The sequence below is a fragment of the Anaerotignum sp. MB30-C6 genome (genome assembly GCF_030908465.1).
Classification (GTDB): Bacteria; Bacillota; Clostridia; order Lachnospirales; family Anaerotignaceae; genus Chakrabartyella.
Map to the genome: position 1 here is coordinate 2,675,469 of NZ_CP133078.1, position 19,807 is coordinate 2,695,275.

The following is a 19,807-nucleotide window of genomic DNA, read 5'->3' on the forward strand; positions in this document are numbered from 1 at the left end:
TCATCAGCCTTTCAGAACCTGTTTGTTCTTTACAATATAATCCACTCCGGAAAGAACTGTAAAGAACACCGCCAAAGCCACCAGTATCATTTCCACTGCTCCCATAAATGCAAAGGGCAGTCCCAAAAGCACTACAATTATCATAACCATTTGAATTGTGGTTTTCACTTTACCCCACCAACTTGCCGCCATAACAATATTCGCCTCCATGGCTAGGGTACGGAAGCCTGTAATGGCAAACTCACGAGCTAAAATGATGATTACAACCCAACTTGGCAAGTCCCCCAGCTCCACCATGGCAACAAGGGCAGCCATAACCAAAAGTTTATCTGCCAAAGGGTCCATAAACTTTCCGAAATTACTTACCAAATTCCACTTTCTAGCTAGGTATCCATCTAAAAAATCAGTCAAAGATGCAATAACAAAAATAACAACGGCAATATAACGATTCATGGGCGAAGGGGTCAAAAATAACACCAACAGGAAAATAGGTATTAAAATCACCCGTAAAATTGTAAGCTTATTCGGCAGGTTCATCTGCATAAATTACATCTCCCATCAAATCATAATCTCCGGCTTCTCTAATTTTCACCGTTACGAAATCTCCGGAATAAATTTCTTCTTCTGCATTCAAGAATACCAACCCATCAATGTCAGGGGCATCCCTACGGGTACGACCGCAGTAAACGCTTTCTTCGGGCAGCTTGCCTTCCACCAAAACCTGAACCACCTTGCCTACCTCTTTTTCACAAAGGGCAGCAGCGATATTTTTTTGAATATCCATAATGGTGTCTCGTCTGGCCTCTTTCAGTTCGTCTTCGATTTGATTTTCCATCTTACCCGCAGGTGTGCCCTCTTCCTGAGAGTAGGAAAATACGCCCAAACGGTCAAATTTCATTTCTTCAACAAAGGAAACTAGGTCTTGGAATTCTTCTTCTGTTTCCCCTGGGAACCCTACAATCAACGTAGTTCGAATGGCAATATCAGGCATTGCCTGTCTTAGGGCTGCCACTTTTTCTTTGATTAAAGCTTGACTGCTTTTTCTTCCCATACGTTTTAAAACAGCATCATTACCATGCTGGATGGGCATATCAATATAATGACAAATTTTTTCATTTTTTGCCATTACATCAATGGTTTCCTGAGTCAAAGTCTCTGGATAACAGTATAAAAGTCGAATCCATTCAATGCCATTAATCTTGGCTAATTCCTCAAGCAAAACGTGTAGTTTAGACTCGCCGTATAAATCTCTGCCATAAATGGAAGTATCTTGGGCTACCACAACCAATTCCTTTACGCCATTCTGGGCTAAGACAGCTGCCTCATCCATCAGGCTTTCCAAGGCACGACTTCTATGTTTTCCACGTAGTTTAGGTATAACACAATAGGTGCAATGGTTATCACAACCTTCGGAAATTTTCAAATATGCAAAATAAGGGGCTGTAGAAAGGACCCGTAATTTTCCATTGGCATCTTCCATAGGGCGGTCAATGTCTTCCAAATATCTTTCCCCAGTTTTTCCAGCCAAAATTTCTGAGGCAACCTCAGCCACAGATTCATAAGCCGCAGTACCAATGATTGCATCCACCTCAGGCAACTCATTGAAAAAGTCTTCCTCATAACGCTGCCCTAAACAGCCCGCCACGATTAAGCCCTTACAATTGCCAGTTTTCTTATATTCTGCCATTTCCAAAATGGTTTCAATACTCTCTTCCAAGGCATCTTTAATAAAACAACAAGTATTTACAACGATGATATCCGCCTGTCCTTCATCGGCAATGACTTGAAAGCCCTTTTGCGCCAATATCCCCAGCATAACTTCGCTGTCCACTCTGTTTTTATCGCACCCCAAAGAGGTGAATGCTACGGTTCCTTTCATATTTGCCTCCTAAGTTTATATCAGATTATTTTGCATTTTCGCAGCGACCAGACAATTTTTCATAAGCATTGCAATGGTCATAGGTCCTACGCCTCCGGGCACAGGTGTGATTGCCCCTGCAACATCTTTTACATTTTCAAAATCCACATCGCCGCAAAGCTTTCCAGCTTCGTTACGGTTCATGCCTACGTCAATGATAACGGCACCTGCCTTTACCATATCTGCCGTAACGGTGTTTACCTTACCCGTTGCACTAACGATAATATCCGCTCCCCGGCAAATCTCCACCAAATTTCTAGTCTTAGAATGGCAAATGGTAACCGTTCCGTTTTCCTTCATCAATAGCATAGCCACAGGTTTTCCTACAATATTACTTCTTCCAATAATCACACAATTCTGTCCTTGGATAGTATGACCGCTACGCTTAATCAGCTCAATAATGCCCGCAGGAGTACATGGCAAAAAACCTTTTCCACCTGTATGCAATAACCCAACGTTAATGGGATGAAAGCAGTCTACATCCTTTTTGGCATCAATGGCTAGAATTACTTTGTCTTCGTCAATTTGCTTGGGTAATGGCATCTGTACCAAAATGCCATTCACTGTTTCATCGGCATTTAACTTAGCCACAAGCTGAAGCAGTTCTTCCTCTGTTGCCTCCTCTGCTAATTCATAGGATACAGAGCGAATACCAACGGCTTCACATGCCTTCTTTTTATTATTTACATAAACCTGAGAAGCAGAATCATTTCCAACCAAAACGACAGCAAGGCATGGGGTTACCCCCTGTGCTTTAATCTCTGCCGCTTCTACTGCCGCCTCTTGTTTAATTTGTCCCGAAATCAATTTTCCGTCAATCAATTGTGCTGTCATATTTTCTACTCCACTCCTTAGAATAATCCAACGATGTTGCCGTCGTCATCAATATCAATATTCAAAGCCGCAGGCTTCTTAGGCAAACCAGGCATTGTCATAACATCGCCAAGCAATACAACAATAAAGCCTGCTCCTGCGGAAATACGCAATTCTTTTACAGTTACTTCAAAGCCTTCAGGGCGACCCAAAACCTTAGGATCGTCGGAAAGGGAGTACTGTGTTTTTGCGATGCAAACAGGGAAATGGCCAAATCCTAACTGCTCAATCTGGGCTAATGTCTTCCTAGCCGCCGCAGAGAAGTTTACCGTACCCGCCCCGTAAATTTCTTTACATACACAGTTTACTTTTTCTTCAATTGTTAAATCATCCGCATATAAAGTATGGAAGTTATTCTCCTTTGTTTCCAAAGTTTCCATCACTTTTTCCGCCAATTCACAGCCACCTTCACCACCTGCAGCCCATACCCTTGCGATAGCAAAGGTTGCACCCATTGCTTCACAACGCTCTTTTACAAAAGCAACTTCTGCCTCTGTATCTGCAACAAAGTGATTCAATGTTACAACAACAGGAACGCCGTATTTCTGTATATTTTCAATGTGTTTTTCCAAATTCACAAAACCTTTTTCTAAAGCTTCTAAATTTTCATTACTCAAGTCAGCCTTAGCAACACCACCATTATATTTCATTGCACGGATTGTTGCAACCAAAACAACAGCGTCCGGCTGAATTCCCGCCTTACGACATTTGATATCAAAAAACTTCTCCGCTCCCAGATCAGCACCGAATCCAGCCTCGGTTACCACATAATCCGCCATCTTCATGGCAAACTTTGTAGCACGTACGCTATTGCAACCATGGGCAATATTTGCAAAAGGTCCACCGTGGATAATTGCAGGGGTATGCTCTAAAGTCTGAACTAAATTAGGCTGAAGTGCATCCTTTAATAATACAGCCATAGCTCCATCGGCACCTACTTCTTTTGCCGTTACTGGTTCATCATCGTAAGTATAGCCAATAATGATTTGGCCTAACATTTCTTTTAAGTGTTTCATATCATTTGCCAAACAAAAGATTGCCATGATTTCCGAAGCAACAGTAATTTGGAACCCGTCTTCTCTGGGCGTGCCATTTACCTTGCCACCCAAACCGGAAATTACATTTCTAAGTTGTCTGTCATTCAAGTCAACGACTCTTTTCCAAGCTATTTTTCTGGGGTCAATATTCAACTCATTGCCCTGTTGAATATGATTATCTACCATAGATGCCAAAAGGTTATTTGCCGTTGTAATGGCATGTAGGTCCCCCGTAAAATGCAGGTTGATGTCTTCCATTGGTACAACCTGAGCATAACCACCACCAGCAGCACCGCCCTTTACACCCATACAAGGCCCCAAAGATGGTTCTCTTAAACAAGTAATGGCGTTTTTCCCTAATTTCTGCAATGCCTGAGTCAAGCCAATGGTTACAGTGGTCTTCCCCTCCCCTGCAGGGGTAGGGTTTACTGCTGTTACCAAAATCAACTTCGCATCGGGGTTGTTTTTAATCTGATCGTAGTACTTGTCACTAATCTTCGCTTTGTACTTACCATAGCATTCCACAAATTCCTCGGGGATACCTGCTTTTGCTGCAATAGCTGTGATTGGTTCCATTGTACATTCCTGTGCGATCTGTAAATCTGTTTTCATGATTAACAAACTCCTCTCCGTATTTAAATTTGATTTCCCACGAGCTTTGAACTGCAAATGAAAAATGCCAACAGTCCAAGCGTCATAGCCCAGACGGTCGGCATTTACCAGTCATACTCCATGTGGTTCACTCCACTTCCGTCAGTCATATGACCTATAAAAAGATGGTACTATAGGCTAATATTTTTGTCAACAAACATTAAAAATTTTTATACTTGTGTTACTTTTGTTCAGGCAAAACCTCTTTTTTGGGGGAAAAGCATCTCCCATTACTGTGTAAAATCGATTACATATTTTTACAATTTTTTTTGCATTGTTAGATGGAGTAGATTATACTAAAAATGAACATTCCCAAGTAACTGTTCTTTTGATACAAGCAGCTCATGATGATAAAGGCAGGTATTTGGATTACTAGTAAAGGCGATGTTTCCCATGTACAGCTTGATGCATATTTTTGTATTATCCTATCTGTATTCGTATGTCCCATATATGTTCATATGCTTAAACAAATTAGAGATAATAAACCAGTGGCTAGTCATACATTGGTTTTATCCCTATTTGTTTTTCTATTTGTTTCATTGGTGGTTCGGAATATGTACTGACTTCTATAAAACAATGGCTTTACACAAAAATTATGGCGCTCTAAAACAAAAACCAATCAAGTGTTTGAGATGTTATCAAAACATAACCTCACCTGATTGGTTTTTTATTTTGATTGATTTTTTAAAAAGCTTGCAAAAAATCCTCTTAAATTTCCTCTTCCACAGGCTCTTTTATGGCTTCCCATTGAGCTCGGGTAATGAGTACCTTTCTTGGCTTGCTTCCCTCCTCGGGGCCAACAAAGTTTTTACCCTCCAATTCGTCCATAAGCCTTGCGGCACGGTTATACCCAATTCTAAACTGTCTTTGTAGCATAGAAACAGATGCTTTTTCCTTCTCAATAATTAAGTCAACAGCGGGTTCGAAAAACTCGTCGCTCTCTTCCCCAGCGTCCATACCGCCTTTTGCAACCTTTGTAATTTGATCTATTGTCTCTTGGGTATAGCCAGGGCGTCCGCTTTTTCTAAGGAAGGAAACGATATCTTCCACTTCTTTATCTGTCACAAATGCACCCTGCATACGAGCCGGCTTACTTTGTCCCGCAGGATAGAATAACATATCCCCTTTACCTAACAGTTTTTCCGCACCAACCATATCCAAAATCGTTCTAGAGTCAATACCCGAAGAAACGGCAAATGCCAAACGGGATGGAATATTCGCCTTGATTACCCCTGTAATAACGTCTACCGAAGGTCTTTGGGTTGCAATAATTAAATGCATTCCCGCTGCACGGGCCATCTGGGCCAACCGACAAATGGCATCCTCCACCTCACCCGGTGCTGCCATCATCAAGTCCGCCAACTCGTCAATTACAATCACAATATGGGACATCTTCCCTTTTTCATCACCGGCGTCCTCCTTCATTGCGTTAAAGCCTTTGATATCTCTTACGCCAGAAGCGGCAAAATCATTGTACCTTTCTAGCATCTCCCGAACTGCCCAATTTAAGGCAGCAGAAGCTTTTTTAGGGTCAGTAACAACGGGAATTAACAAGTGAGGAATACCATTATACACACTTAACTCTACCACTTTCGGGTCAACCAATAGTAGTTTTACTTCCTTGGGATCCGCTTTATACAAAATACTGGTGATGAGGGTATTGATACAAACGCTCTTACCACTACCTGTAGCCCCTGCAATTAATAAGTGAGGCATCTTGGCAATATCCGTAACCACTGGGTTTCCCGCAATATCTTCCCCCAAAGCAAAGGCCAATTTGGAAGCATGATTTTTGAAAGCATCGCTGTCCAAAACTGTTCTTAGGTAAACGGATTGGGTCTCTCGATTGGGCACTTCAATGCCTACCGCCGCTTTACCGGGAATTGGTGCCTCAATTCTAATACCACTTGCCGCTAAGTTTAGCGCAATATCATCGGCTAGATTTACAATTTTGCTAACCTTAACCCCTTGGCTAGGGGATAATTCATAGCGGGTAACGGTTGGCCCTTTATTAATCTGAATCACCTTTGCATCTACACCAAAGCTTTTTAAAGTAGACTCCAGCTTCCTTGCATTGGCTAACATTTCCGCTTTTGTGTCCCCGCCACCTGTTTTAGGGTCTTCACCCAAAAGCTCAATGGGAGGAAATTCATAGGGAATTTCTTCTTCTTCCATAGGAGCATCTGGAGTGGCTTCTTCTTGCTCTTCCTGTTCTTCTTCCTTTGTTTCCAGCGTTTCTTTCTTTGGTGCCTCGTCCGTAGTTCCTTGTTCTTCCACAGTATCTGTTCCTTGGTCATCTTCTTCTATAATTCCAATTGGAATATCTTCTTCATCAACCGGAGGTTGGTCTGTGATAATAACCACTTCTTCCTCCGTTAAATCCTCCTCAACTTCCGTAACTTCCTTAAAAATATCCTCAATGAGCTGATCTGCATCCTCCAACACCTCTTTGGAATGAATCATTACAGGAACTTCCTCTACTACTCCCTCTACTGCTTCCTCTATGTTTTCAGGCAAGGTTTCAATTTCAAAATCCCCTGAAACCGTCTCCAAAAGAGTTTCTTGCGCCCCATATTCCTCCAAAGTAAAGTTATAAATGGGCGATGACACTTTTTTAAACTTTTTGGGACCCTTTTTACGAAAAACTGTCTCCTCTACCATGGGTTCTTCGCCTGGAAGGTCTTCTCTCTCATTCAACTCTATATTATAACTTGTTTTTTTCCTAGCCTTTTCACGACGCCGCTCCATTTTTGCAGCTTCTGCTAATTCCATTTGCCGTATTTGCTCTGCCTTGCTTTTAATTCTCTCGTTTCTCACCCTCTGCTTCGCCTTTCGGTGGTCAGAGTAATCACCGATGGCTTGAAAAAACGACTTCCCTGTGGCCATAATAATGGAAATGATTAAAAGGGCAATTAATACCAAAGTGCTACCAAGGGTATCCAAAGCATTATATAATAAGCCCCCTAGTACCCCACCAAAAAAACCACCGTTTAGTAATGTCCCACTATCATAGTATACAGCCATCTTCTTGAAAAAACCTAAATTCGTTGTAACATCAATGGGATTGATTAACTGCATTCCGGCAGAAATACAAAGCAAAAACAACAATCCACCCATAGCACGAACAATAGGCATTTTCCTTTCTTGGTTTGTCAGTAGCCATCCACAATAAGCAATAATTAAAACGGGTAATAATGCGCCTGCAAAACCAAACAGACCTTTAAAAAGGCTATTGAACATATGACCGATTATACCCATTTTTTCTGTAATCAAACTGATTTCAGCCACCACAGAAACCAACATTATAATAATAAGAATAACCTCATCTAAAATACTATCCCCAAAGTGACTGCTTTGAGCTGTCACCTTCGTGGTTTCTTTATGGGACATTTGTTTTGGGCTAGATTTCCCCGTTCCACCTTTTTTTGCTGTACCTTTTTTTACGGCAGGAGATTTTGTGGCAGGCTTGGATGTGCCCTTTTTGCCACTTTTTGTTGTTGTCTTTTTCTGTTCTGCCAAACTTCTCACCCCATCTATCTTTTGTTTCTAAAAATCACTATCACTATTTGCATTAATATAAAATTATACCATAAATATGAAATTTTCGCATCTTTTTTCGTTGGATCGGTTCCCTTGGATATATTGCATCTATTCATGATGAACTGTATAATATAAAGGGATACACGTTTACAATAGGATTAGGAGGAATTTAAGATGAAGTACAGTGGAGAAAAGATTCAACTAAGAGCAATTGAAACAGTAGCTTCCCTCATGATTGCGGCAGCCAAAACTGCCCCCAAGGCTTGTGGCGTTGATAGTATGGAAACATTCATTATTGATGGTGCCGACAAAGATGCCCTTGCTTCAGCAATGAGAAAAATCGGCGAGGAAACACGCCAACCATTTTATATTAGAGATGCAGATAACTTAGATTTATCTGCTTGCGTTGTTCTCTTCGGTGCACAAGATACCTACCGTGGCTTGCCACACTGTGGTTACTGTGGCGCTGGCAACTGCTTTGGCGCAAACAAAAGCGGTGCCCATTGTGCCTTTGCTGTAGGCGACTTAGGTATCGCCATGGGTTCTGCCGTTTCCGTAGCAGCAGCTCATCATATCGACAATCGTGTTATGTTTTCTGCAGGAAAAGCAGCATTAACCTTAGGCCTTTTCTCTGAAAAAGTATTTTTAGCATACGCAATACCTCTTTCCGTATCTGAAAAAAGTCCTTTTTATGACCGTCCTGCAACACCCCCTGCATCTGCTGCCCCTGCACCCGCTGCACCAGCATGTAATGCAAAATAAGAAACCCTTCCCCCATCTTTTGGAAGGAAATTAAATATTAGAATTATGAAAAGAAAAAAGCCCCTTACTTCTTACAGGTATCTCTTGTAAGTTACAGTAAACGGGCTTATTTTTTTAGAATGATTCGTAAAGAATGATGGCACGAAAACGTACTGCATTTACTGAAAAAGCATAAAATACTCCTTCAATAAGGCTGGTGTTTCACTTTCGCAAATCCGTTAAAATCATTTCAATACAATCCCAATCTTCTTCCTTGACTTCATACTTAATAACCAAATCCCCATCTTGTACAAACCCCAAAGATTCATAACATTTTTTGGCACAAGTATTTCCAGCATATACACCTAATGAAATCTGCTTTGCTCCCAAAAAAATATGTGCATACCTTATGCCCATAGAGACCAGTTCTCTCCCAAGCCCCTGTCCCCGTCGTTCATGGTCTACCAGAACAAAGCCTAGGCGAACCGTCTCCCTTGCCCTGTCCAAAAAACGCATGCACATATGGCCCACAACACCCATTTCGTCCTCAGCAGTCATTCCCCAGCAGGCAGTATTATCTTGAAGTTTATCATAATACATATTTAGCCTTTCTTCTTTCAGGGGATATTCTCCAATTAAACCTGCACACCATTGGTAATATGTAGTTTCGTCTTTTACCCATTGAACAACATGCTTTGCATCACTGTTTTTATACGGCCTCAGTTTCATTATCCGCCACTTCCCTTTCCTTATCTTCTCTGCCAGAGTAAAAAGACAAAATGAAAACAGTACCTAAAACCAAAATAAACCCAACCAACTCAATAGGATGGAACGCCGAGCCTAAGAATAAAATTGATACAACAATGGCTGTCACCGGCTCTACACTGGTTAAAAGGCTTCCCATAAAAGGTCCAACCATACTAACCCCCTTTAAATACAAGGAGAAAGCCACCGCCGTTCCGATGACAACCACACCTAAAACTGCCCAAATTGTTTGCTTGTCCCAAATAATTTCATATTTCCACGGAGGCGCAACCACCACCATGACAATGCCTGCAATGAGCATCCCAAACCCAACAACTACATAAACACCGTACTTTTTCATCAACCTACCAGATAACAAATTATAAAGTGCAGCACAAACAGCTGAACTTAACCCTAAAAATAATGCCCTACCTGTCAGAGACATGGTATGAATATCCCCGTGGGTACTCAATAAAAAAGTACCTATTAGCGCAGCAATAATTGCCCCAAGTTCCAATTTACTGGGAAATCGTATTTCTTTTACACAAACCACCGCCAATATAACCAAGGGATTTAAAGATTGCAGCACCGTTGCCGTCCCCGCATTGGAATGTTCTATTGCGGCAAAATATGTATACTGCACCAAAAGCATGCCCAAGATGGAAAAAACCAAAAGTTGTTTCATATCGGCCTTATCCTTGAAAACATCCAACATCTTCCCTTTTTTCAAAATAAAACCCATGGCAACCAATAGGGCACCTGCAGAAATTAGACGAATGGAAACCAGCCACTCTGCGCTTATTCCCTTCTCAACAAATAAATACTGGCCAAAGCAGCCAGAAAATCCCCAGCAAATGGCACCACTTAGTGTGACTAGGATGCCAGCCTTATTCTTCCCTCCCATAACTTCCCTCCATAATCAAGTTAACTTATAGTATAGTGCTTCTACCCCCTTTGTGCAACATAAAAACATCCTTTTGCCATAGCAAAAGGATGTTAAATTATAAAGCCGAGCTTAGTGAAAAAGATTGAGCCCTTCTACGCTGCCCCCACAAGCGGAAGAAGAATGAAATGTATGATATTCTTTTCAATTTTAAAAGTATTTTACTTGCTAATTTTTCATGCATCTATTAAAAACATCTCTTCGTTTCCAGTAAAATTTTATATATGCATTTGTCTCAAATCAAATTCACCAGCACTCATTACAGAAAATGAGGGACTTTTTATCAATGTAATTTCATTACTTTACATCATAACCCTTTGAAACAAGCATTTTAATTAACTCTTCGCAATGCTCTTTGTTTCTCGTTTCCACTGTAACGTCAACCACACATTTACCAACGGCTACGCTACGAACCATACGATCATGGGTTACATTAAAAATGTTGGCACCTTCCTCCGCAATAATTTGCAACAAGCGTGTAAGTTGACCAGGTTTATCAATCATAGTTAAGGAGAACTTTGTTAAACGTCCATTTACCTGTAAACCTTTATCGATAATACGGTCCAAAATATTAATATCCACATTCCCACCAGAAATGACACATACTGTTTTTTTGCCTTTGATATCCCCTTTGTTGTGCATAGCCGCCGCAACAGAAACAGCCCCCGCACCTTCAGCAACCATTTTATGCTTTTCTAAAAGCAAAAGAATCCCAGATGCAATTTCTTCTTCTGTTACTGTAACAATACCGTCCACATACTTCTGGCACATTTCAAAAGTCTTATCCCCTGGTTGCTTTACAGCAATACCATCGGCAACGGTACTCACTTCTTCCAACGTTTCAATTTTACCATCACGAATGGAGTTATACATAGAAGGGGCACCAGCCGCCTGCACACCATAAACCTTACAGCTAGGTTTCAATGATTTAATGGCGCAAGCAACACCACTAATCAGTCCACCGCCACCAATGGGCACCAACACAACCTCCACATCTTCTAAATGTTCCAAAATTTCAAGGCCAACCGTTCCCTGCCCAGCCATTACGTAATCATCATTAAAAGGATGTAAAAAGGTATATCCTTTTTCATTTTTCAGTTCAGTTGCTTTTGCCGCCGCATCGTCATAAACACCAGGAACCAATACAACCTCTGCACCATAGCTTCTTGTTGCCTCCACCTTAGCCAATGGTGCCCCAGCAGGCATACAAATTACTGCTGGAATATTTTTTTTCTGAGCTGCCAAAGCAACACCCTGAGCGTGATTACCTGCAGAACAAGCCACAACACCGTGCTTTGCTTCTTCCTCTGTCAAATTTACGGTTTTATAATAGGCACCTCTAAGCTTGAAGGACCCTGTTACCTGCATATTTTCGCACTTAATATAAACATCTGCATCTGGATTAATGCATTTTGACTGGAACAAAGGCGTCACAGTAGCAACCCCTTCCAAAACTTTTTTGGCATCTTGGATCATTTCTAAAGATAACATAATTCGCTCACTCCTACGTCTTTATAATATGGACATATGTCTATTTTTGTCTACCACACAAATACAGATTAATTATATGTCTACTTTTTCACAACGTCAACATATTTCATTATATTTTTCACCTATTTTGTGATTTTGTGATAATTGCTATTCATTCCATCTTCAATGTACATTCTTCCACAGATAGCAAACGATTTTATGTGTCTCTGTGTAGATATGCATAAGGAATACATTCCCATTCTCAGTGGGAAAGCTATTAAAATTGAGAATCATCATTAAAGAGTATTACAAAAAGTGAGTAAATTTATGTTTGGAAAATAAAAAAAACCTCTATGATAATTTTCTATCATAGAGGTTAAGATACAATTTTTCACAATCAATACCACTTCTAATTTTAGGAAGCATTCACCTTTCTTGTAGGTTTACGCTTACGCATACGTTGTAATGGTTGTCTGTCCTCGTTGTAAACATAGGTTGGTTCTTCAGTGCCTTCCACAACGCCTTGGGTAATGATACATTTTTCTACTGTTGTTTCCGCGGGAATTTCATACATAATTGGGTTGATGAATTCCTCCATAATTGCACGTAAGCCTCTGGCTCCCGTTGCTCTCTCCATTGCTTTTTTGGCAATGGTGAGGAGGGCATCCTGTTCGAACTCAAGAATTACATCATCCAAAGCAAATAAATATTCATACTGCTTTGTTAATGCATTCTTAGGCTCCGTTAAAATATGGATAAACGCTTCTTCATCTAAATTATCCAACGTTACCACAACGGGCAAACGTCCAATAAATTCTGGTATCAAGCCATACTTTAATAAATCTTGAGGCATAAGAGAACGAAGAATTTCGTCATCTGTCTGCTCTAATTTACTATGCACCTCGGCACCAAACCCGATTACTTTATGGCCCATACGATTCTGTATGATTTTTTCGATGCCACCAAAAGCACCGCCACAAATAAATAATATATTTGTTGTATCAATCTGGATAAATTCCTGATGAGGATGCTTTCTACCACCCTGAGGTGGCACACTTGCCGTTGTACCTTCCAGAATTTTCAGTAATGCCTGCTGCACGCCTTCACCACTCACGTCTCTGGTTATCGATACATTTTCAGATTTTTTTGTTATCTTATCGATTTCATCAATATAGATAATCCCTCTTTCAGCCCGTTCAATATCATAGTCCGCAGCTTGAATCAGCTTTAACAGGATATTTTCAACATCCTCGCCTACATATCCTGCCTCTGTTAAAGAGGTCGCATCTGCAATGGCAAACGGTACATTTAATACCTTGGCTAAAGTTTGGGCAAGTAAAGTTTTACCGGTACCCGTAGGTCCCACTAAAAGAATATTGCTTTTTTGCAGTTCCACATCATCCGCCTTGGCATCCATTAGAATGCGTTTGTAGTGATTATACACCGCTACCGACAAAGTCTGTTTTGCCTTATCCTGACCAATCACATATTGATCTAAGGTTTCTTTAATTTCTTTGGGCTTAGGAACGTTAAAATCTTCTTCTTTATTTGCTAAAACATCATACTCTTCATCAATAATATCGGCACACAGATCGATACATTCATCACAAATATATACATTAGGCCCAGCAATCAGTTTTTTTACCTGTTCCTGAGTTTTCCCGCAGAAGGAACAACGTAATTTGTTTATCTCTTCTGTTTTTCCTGCCATATTTAGCCTCTCTCCTTTGTCTGAGGTTTTGTGATAACATCATCTATAAGACCATAGGCCTTTGCTTCCTCAGCCGTCATAAAATAATCTCTTTCGGTATCTCTTTCGATTATATCAATCGCTTTACCTGTATTTGCTGCTAAAATTTCGTTTAATTTTCTTTTTGTGCGCAGGATATTCTCGGCATGAATATGAATATCCGTTGCCTGTCCTCTTGCACCACCACTTGGCTGGTGAATCATGACCTCTGCATTAGGCAATGCGTATCTTTTCCCCTTCGCTCCACCGGCTAAAAGAAAAGCCCCCATACTTGCCGCCATACCGATACAGATTGTAGATACATCAGGTTTGATGTATTGCATTGTGTCGTAAATAGCAAGCCCTGCTGTTACAGAGCCGCCGGGGCTATTGATATATAGGCTGATATCTTTATCAGGATCTTCCGCTGCTAAAAATAACAACTGAGCTACAACAAGGCTGGCAGTAACGTCATTTACTTCTTCGCCCAGAAAAATAATTCTGTCTTTTAACAGTCTGGAATAAATATCATAAGAACGTTCTCCACGGTTTGTTTGCTCCACTACCATAGGCACTAAACTCATATGAACTCCCTCCATTCCCATTTATTTTTTATTACTTTGAAACACCTTAACTCTATAAAGTTAAAATTAGGCACAGGAAACCTGTGCCTAATTGGTTGGTCTTATTCAGCCTTAGGCTCTGTAAAAATAGCTGTTTCTTCGATCAGCTTCATTGCTGCTCTAACGAGCATATCCATTTCCAGTGCCTCTTTATCTTCTTCTCTGAACATTTCCAGCATAGTCTTTCCATCAATACCATAGCTTTCGCCATATTTGCAAATTTCAGCTTCCAATTCTTCCTGAGAAATAGCCAAGCTTTCTTCTTTTGCAATCGCTTCAAGCATCAGTCTTGCGTCAACACTCTTCACGCTCGTATCCTTGAAGTTTTCTCTCATTTCTTCAGGAGTTGTGCCCATATACTGGCAATAAATATCTAAGCTTAAGCCCTGACGAGTGATATTTTCTTCAAACTCTTTCATCATGCTGTCAATTTTGTTATCGTACATAACCTGTGGAACTTCCATTTCACAGTTTGCAACAGCTACATCTAACAGCTTATCACCCTGAATCTGGCTTGCTTTTTCCTCTTTCTCCTTTGCAAGCTTTTCCAGAATGCTAGCTTTATATTCATCCAAAGTGGAAAATTCAGAAACATCTTCTGCAAATGCATCATCCAACTCAGGCAGTTCTTTCTTTGTAATACCTTTGATTTCAATTGCAAAAACGGCGTCCTTGCCAGCCAAATCCCCTGAATGGTACTGTTCAGGGAACTTCACGCTAATGTCAAACTTTTCGCCCAATCCGTGGCCTACAACCTGTTCTTCGAAACCGGGAATGAACATACCGCTGCCCAATTCCAAGTCATGTTCGTCAGACTGTCCACCTTCAAAAGGAACACCATCCACAGAACCTTCATAGCTCATTTTTACAACGTCACCAAGTTCTGCTGCTCTATCTGTAACTTCTACAGTTCTTGCATTTTTAGCCTGAACTGTTTTCAGTTCTTCCAAAACTTCTTCTTCTGTTACTTCAGAAACTACTTTTTCAACAGAAAGGCCTTTGTACTGACCTAACTTTACTTCTGGCTTAATTGTTACATCAATGAGGAACTTTGCACCTTTGCCAGTTTCGATATAGTCTACATCCAATGTGGGTGTGGAAACAACATCTAATCCCAACTCTTTCACAGCCGCCATATATTCTTCGGGAAAGATATGGTTTACTGCATCTTCATAGAAAAAGCTTTCGCCGTACTGTGCCTCGATTAATTTTCTGGGCACTTTACCCTTTCTGAAACCAGGGATAGAAATCTGATTTTTATGTTTGTTATAGGAAAAAGCCATACCTTTTTCCAATACTTCTGCACTAACTTCAAAAGAAAATTTTACTTCTGTTTTTTCCTTGCTCAACAATGTTGCGTTCATGTTTGAAGCTCCTCCTTAAAATATGTTTCTATGACAACCAAGCTTATAAAAAAATCAAACTGTTGTCACTCAAATGTCAGTTCCTAAAACTGCACAATCAAAGGTTATTATAACACACGGTATTTTGAAAATCTACTGTTTCACGTAAAAAAATCCTCTGTTTTAGCCAAAAATCCTCCCTAAAACACATCAATTTCTGTGGTAATCATTTCCGCTTCTGTGTTTTGTTCCATAAAGCGCAGTATGTGTTGTATCATACTGTCGGCATGTCGTTTTTCATTGGTAACACAAGCAAAACCGATCACAATGGTTTTATGTTGATCTTGACAATCCACCTCAGCAACAGAAACATTGAACTTGTGCTTGGTTTTATCAACAAGACTTTTCACGACCATACGCTTTTCCTTTAGGGATGATACCCAATCCGCATAAAACGTTACTTCGCAGCTACCGATAATCATCGAATTCCCCCTTCCTTATGTATCAAAAAGAGTTAGCTGAATGGGTTCGTCTTTCCCATGAACCTCTCTATCCAGCCTGCTTTTGTAGTCAGCGGAAACTTGATACTTACCTCGCACTTTTCTCAATCTTTCGTATACTATATTTCTATAATTCTTTAGCTCGCCCTTATGATAGAGGTTTTGATATTCCACCAATAAATTGGGGTATTCTTTTTTCAAGAAATGATAAAACACCTGTTTTGTTTCTCCCCTTAAATATAAAAGACCACTTAACAGGTAATCCACCCCGACTTCCTTTGCATTGGAAAAAATGGTATTCAGGTTTTCTTCCCCATCGGTAAGGTAAGGAATCACGGGCATCATATGCACTGCCGTGGATGCCTTGGTTTTACCAAATTCCTTTAGCATGAAAAATCGACGTTTAGGGCTAACTGCTCCTGACTCCAATTTTCTTTGCAAAGCCTCATCGGCAGTGGTAATGGTAGACGCAATATTTACATATGTCTTACGTGATAATTCTTCAATCAGGTCAAAATCTCGTAAAATCAAATCCGACTTGGTGGATATAATGATGGGATTCTGATAACGAATCATAAGACGTAGAATTTCCGGCATTTGTTCCTGGGTAGCTTCTGCCGGTTGATAATTATCTGTTACGCCGCCCAAATTGATTACACTTTTGTCCCATCTTGGATTTCGTAGCTGCCTTTCCAAAGCTTCTGCAATATTTGTTTTCACAAAAATGGTATCAGAAAAGCCCCCTGAATCTTGTAAATATTTATGAGAATAACGAGCATAGCAATATTTACAATCGTGGGTACAACCTCTATAAACATTCAAATCCCAATGATAGGGGAATCTCCCTTTTACAAAAGTACAAGCTGTATTGCATTGAATGGGACTGCAACCTTTCATTTTATTTGCTCCCTCTTAACTCCGCCAGTTTATTTTGTAGTTTCAGATATGCTTCCTCAACATTTGTTTCTTCCAAAACCGTAGCCTCCATGGGACACATACCATCTTTCCTACGGTTGATGATATAAGGCACCGATTTACCATACTCAAAGGGTATGTTGTTTTCTTTTAACGCCTCTGCCGCATGGGCACTCATGACTCCTGCGTACAAGTGGCTTATCTTACCTTTCACCAATAATAACGCCGCCGCTTTTCCAATTACTTTATCTGCCACATACGCCCCTTCTAAAAACTGGGCTTCTGATTTTAAAATTTCCATAATAGGGGCAATACCTTTTTGGGTAGAGGTGCGTAATTCACCTTGGGTAGAAACCGCAGCAAAGGTTACTCCTTCACCTGCCAAAGCGGCTCTTGCCTGTTCTTCCTTTTGCAACATGCTTTTTTCCTCTCATTTCTAGTTCTTCTCATTCAAGTCTGCCCAAACACGGGGCATATCCTCTGAAATGCTTATCTTCTGTGGACACTTATCTTCACATTCTTTGCACTGAATGCACTGGTTGGCTTTCCTTTTTCTTCTCAATCCTGCCCAGGCAAATCGAATGGGTTCATAGCTTTGGTACATATGATAGGTGTTCCATATTTTAAAGTTATCTGGTATGTTTACCCCTTGTGGACAAGGCATACAATAGCCACACCCAGTACAGCCGTTTTGTACCCGAGCTTGCAAAATGTCTCGTGTCTGCTGTATCACTGCCTCTTCCCTCTGGTTTAAGGGGATAAAGGGAGAAAATGTTTTTATATTATCCTTCACCTGTTCCATGGAACTCATTCCACTTAAAATGACTTTTACATTTGAAAGCCCTGCAACATAACGTAAAGCATAGGAAGCAATGGAGGCTTGCTCATCCAAAGCCTGAAACTTTGCGTTCATCTCTTCCGAGAAATTTGCCAAAGCACCGCCCCTAACTGGTTCCATAACAATAATAGGTATGCCCAATTCCTCAGCGAGATGATAACCCTTCATTCCTGCTTGTTCCTCTGTATCCATATAATTTAGCTGTATTTGGCAAAAATCCCACTTGCGATACTGCAAAATTTCTTCAAAAACATCATACTCGTCATGGAAGGAAAACCCAATGTGGCGAATTTTCCCTTCTTGTCGCAGTTCCTCTAAAATAGATAAAATATCGTTTTCCAATGCAATGTCCCATTTTTTTCGATCTAAGGTGTGCAGCAAATAAAAGTCAATATACTCTGTGCCCAAACGGCTCAGTTGCTCTTCTACCACTTTTCTTGTGTCCTGTCTGTCCTTTAAAATCCAAACGGGTAACTTCGTAGCCAGATAATAGGAGGCACGGTCATGGTTTTTCAAGGCCTTTCCTAAAAAAACTTCACTCTCGCCATCGTGATAAAAATAAGCCGTATCAATATAGTTCACACCACTGGCTAACGCATAGTCTATCATTTCTTGAGATTGTACTTCATCAATCTTGCCCTCTGCCGTCAAAGGAAAACGCATACACCCAAACCCCAATAGGGAAGTCTCTATTCCTAAGTTCTCTAGCTGTCTCTTCTCCATAGAATCACTCCTTTTAAACGCCCCTAAGTAATGATTACATTACTAAATCCGTATTTAAAAATCGCATTATCAAAATAAAACATTATCCTTAGACTACCATAATTCTCGTAGAAATCCCAGTTTTTTCTTATATCTAACAAAGACAAACTAATAAAGATAAATCAGACTTCGTATTATGAAGTCTTTCCACTGGAATCTTTCGTATTTTTGAAAAATATAATAAAAAAATCGGTTTTGAATATTCAAAACCGATTAAGACAGCGCGAGACGAGATTCGAACTCGCGACCCTCGCCTTGGCAAGGCGATGCTCTACCACTGAGCCACTCGCGCATATTAAATTGCATAGATATCATACTATAATTCTTTAGGCTTGTCAAGCCCGTAAAGAATTGTTGGCTAAAAACTAAGTTTTTTTATCTTTTCTCCTTCTCTTTTTTCATTTTATGATATAATAAAAGGCAAATATTGTGAAAGATTTTTCATCTGTTTTCTTAAATATAAACTTTATTAAAAGGGGGATTTTAAATGAAATATGAAATACTGGGAGATACCTTACCAGTTGTTATTTGTAAACTGGATGAGGGAGAAACAATGATTACAGAAAAAGGCTCCATGGCTTGGATGTCGCCGAATATGCAGATGGATACAAGTACAAACGGAGGATTTGGAAAAGCCTTTGGCCGCATGTTTTCAGGGGAATCTTTTTTTCAAAATAAATATACTGCTAATCCAGGGTCTGGCGTAATTGCCTTTGCTTCAAGCTTTCCTGGAAGCATTAAGGCCTTTGAAGTTGGCCCAAATCAGGAGTATATATTGCAAAAAAGTGCGTTTTTGGCAGGAGAATCCACCATTCAGCTTTCTGTCCACTTTCATAAAAAATTTGCTTCGGGCTTATTTGGTGGAGAAGGCTTTATTCTTCAAAAAATATCAGGAAGCGGGGTATTTTTCGCTGAATTCGACGGCCATACCGTTGAGTACGATCTTCAGGCAGGGCAACAAATTGTTATTGACAGCGGCTACCTTGCCGCAATGAGTACCACGTGTTCAATGGATATTCAGACGGTTCCAGGGCTTAAAAATATGCTCTTCGGTGGCGAAGGTCTTTTCAATACTGTCATCACAGGCCCAGGTCATGTTTGGTTGCAAACCATGCCCATCAGTGCTGTTGCTGGCGTACTGAGACCATACTTCCCTTCGGGCTCCTCCAACTGATTTAGT

The 19,807-nt window shown here is 40.4% G+C and carries 17 protein-coding genes, 1 tRNA gene and 1 riboswitch; of the genes, 2 read left to right on the forward strand and 16 right to left on the reverse strand.

Features of this window, described 5'->3' with window-relative positions:
- Positions 1–3: 3 nt before the first annotated feature.
- The 5 genes from pgsA to RBQ60_RS13055 all read right to left on the reverse strand — a co-directional run bounded on the left by pgsA (position 4) and on the right by RBQ60_RS13055 (position 7,998).
- Positions 4–537, reverse strand: a complete 534-nt coding sequence (gene pgsA, locus RBQ60_RS13035; RefSeq protein ID WP_307886020.1) for a CDP-diacylglycerol--glycerol-3-phosphate 3-phosphatidyltransferase — start codon at positions 535–537, stop codon at positions 4–6.
- Positions 521–1,879: a 30S ribosomal protein S12 methylthiotransferase RimO gene (rimO, locus tag RBQ60_RS13040; protein WP_307884117.1), complete on the reverse strand. Its 1,359-nt coding sequence runs from the start codon at positions 1,877–1,879 to the stop codon at positions 521–523. Before rimO ends, pgsA begins: the two co-directional genes overlap by 17 nt.
- 15 nt (positions 1,880–1,894) lie before the next feature.
- Positions 1,895–2,752: a bifunctional 5,10-methylenetetrahydrofolate dehydrogenase/5,10-methenyltetrahydrofolate cyclohydrolase gene (locus tag RBQ60_RS13045; RefSeq protein WP_307884118.1), complete on the reverse strand. Its 858-nt coding sequence runs from the start codon at positions 2,750–2,752 to the stop codon at positions 1,895–1,897.
- A 17-nt stretch (positions 2,753–2,769) separates the two neighbouring features.
- Positions 2,770–4,440 carry a formate--tetrahydrofolate ligase gene (locus tag RBQ60_RS13050; protein ID WP_307884119.1) on the reverse strand — a complete coding sequence of 557 codons (1,671 nt, stop codon included), beginning with the start codon at positions 4,438–4,440 and terminating at the stop codon, positions 2,770–2,772.
- An 80-nt stretch (positions 4,441–4,520) separates the two neighbouring features.
- Positions 4,521–4,599, reverse strand: a riboswitch (ZMP/ZTP riboswitch).
- Positions 4,600–5,187: 588 nt separating this feature from the next.
- The gene (locus RBQ60_RS13055) at positions 5,188–7,998 is read right to left on the reverse strand and encodes a DNA translocase FtsK (protein WP_307884120.1); all 2,811 of its coding nucleotides are present in this window, start codon (positions 7,996–7,998) and stop codon (positions 5,188–5,190) included.
- 195 nt (positions 7,999–8,193) lie between these two features.
- Here RBQ60_RS13055 and RBQ60_RS13060 point away from each other — a divergent pair, with 195 nt between their 5' ends.
- Positions 8,194–8,781, forward strand: coding sequence for a ferredoxin domain-containing protein (locus tag RBQ60_RS13060; RefSeq protein WP_307884121.1), 588 nt, complete (start codon positions 8,194–8,196; stop codon positions 8,779–8,781).
- A gap of 201 nt (positions 8,782–8,982) precedes the next feature.
- On the opposite strand, the gene RBQ60_RS13065 is transcribed toward RBQ60_RS13060, so the two are convergent.
- The 11 genes from RBQ60_RS13065 to RBQ60_RS13115 form a co-directional block, all read right to left on the reverse strand.
- The gene (locus RBQ60_RS13065; protein ID WP_307884122.1) at positions 8,983–9,489 is read right to left on the reverse strand and encodes a GNAT family N-acetyltransferase; all 507 of its coding nucleotides are present in this window, start codon (positions 9,487–9,489) and stop codon (positions 8,983–8,985) included.
- A complete protein-coding gene (locus tag RBQ60_RS13070) occupies positions 9,470–10,408 on the reverse strand; it encodes an EamA family transporter (RefSeq protein WP_307884123.1) in 939 nt (312 codons plus the stop codon). Before RBQ60_RS13070 ends, RBQ60_RS13065 begins: the two co-directional genes overlap by 20 nt.
- A 336-nt stretch (positions 10,409–10,744) precedes the next feature.
- Positions 10,745–11,938, reverse strand: coding sequence for a threonine ammonia-lyase (gene ilvA, locus RBQ60_RS13075; RefSeq protein ID WP_307884124.1), 1,194 nt, complete (start codon positions 11,936–11,938; stop codon positions 10,745–10,747).
- Between the two features lie 394 nt (positions 11,939–12,332).
- Positions 12,333–13,628: an ATP-dependent Clp protease ATP-binding subunit ClpX gene (clpX, locus tag RBQ60_RS13080; RefSeq protein ID WP_307884125.1), complete on the reverse strand. Its 1,296-nt coding sequence runs from the start codon at positions 13,626–13,628 to the stop codon at positions 12,333–12,335.
- A gap of 2 nt (positions 13,629–13,630) precedes the next feature.
- On the reverse strand, positions 13,631–14,230 hold the full coding sequence (gene clpP / locus RBQ60_RS13085) for an ATP-dependent Clp endopeptidase proteolytic subunit ClpP (protein WP_307884126.1): 600 nt from the start codon (positions 14,228–14,230) through the stop codon (positions 13,631–13,633).
- Between the two features lie 101 nt (positions 14,231–14,331).
- On the reverse strand, positions 14,332–15,633 hold the full coding sequence (gene tig, locus RBQ60_RS13090; protein ID WP_307884127.1) for a trigger factor: 1,302 nt from the start codon (positions 15,631–15,633) through the stop codon (positions 14,332–14,334).
- Between the two features lie 179 nt (positions 15,634–15,812).
- A complete protein-coding gene (locus RBQ60_RS13095) occupies positions 15,813–16,094 on the reverse strand; it encodes a DUF503 domain-containing protein (RefSeq protein ID WP_307884128.1) in 282 nt (93 codons plus the stop codon).
- Positions 16,095–16,109: 15 nt separating this feature from the next.
- Positions 16,110–17,009 (reverse strand): SPL family radical SAM protein, encoded by a 900-nt coding sequence (locus RBQ60_RS13100; RefSeq protein WP_307884129.1) that lies wholly within the window; start codon positions 17,007–17,009, stop codon positions 16,110–16,112.
- Between the two features lies 1 nt (position 17,010).
- On the reverse strand, positions 17,011–17,445 hold the full coding sequence (locus RBQ60_RS13105; protein WP_307884130.1) for a DUF1893 domain-containing protein: 435 nt from the start codon (positions 17,443–17,445) through the stop codon (positions 17,011–17,013).
- Between the two features lie 18 nt (positions 17,446–17,463).
- Positions 17,464–18,588: an aldo/keto reductase gene (locus RBQ60_RS13110; protein WP_307884131.1), complete on the reverse strand. Its 1,125-nt coding sequence runs from the start codon at positions 18,586–18,588 to the stop codon at positions 17,464–17,466.
- A gap of 259 nt (positions 18,589–18,847) precedes the next feature.
- Positions 18,848–18,919 (reverse strand) — tRNA-Gly (locus tag RBQ60_RS13115).
- Positions 18,920–19,114: 195 nt separating this feature from the next.
- Between RBQ60_RS13115 and RBQ60_RS13120 the strand changes: the two genes are divergently transcribed.
- On the forward strand, positions 19,115–19,801 hold the full coding sequence (locus tag RBQ60_RS13120; RefSeq protein ID WP_307884132.1) for a TIGR00266 family protein: 687 nt from the start codon (positions 19,115–19,117) through the stop codon (positions 19,799–19,801).
- Positions 19,802–19,807 lie beyond the last annotated feature (6 nt).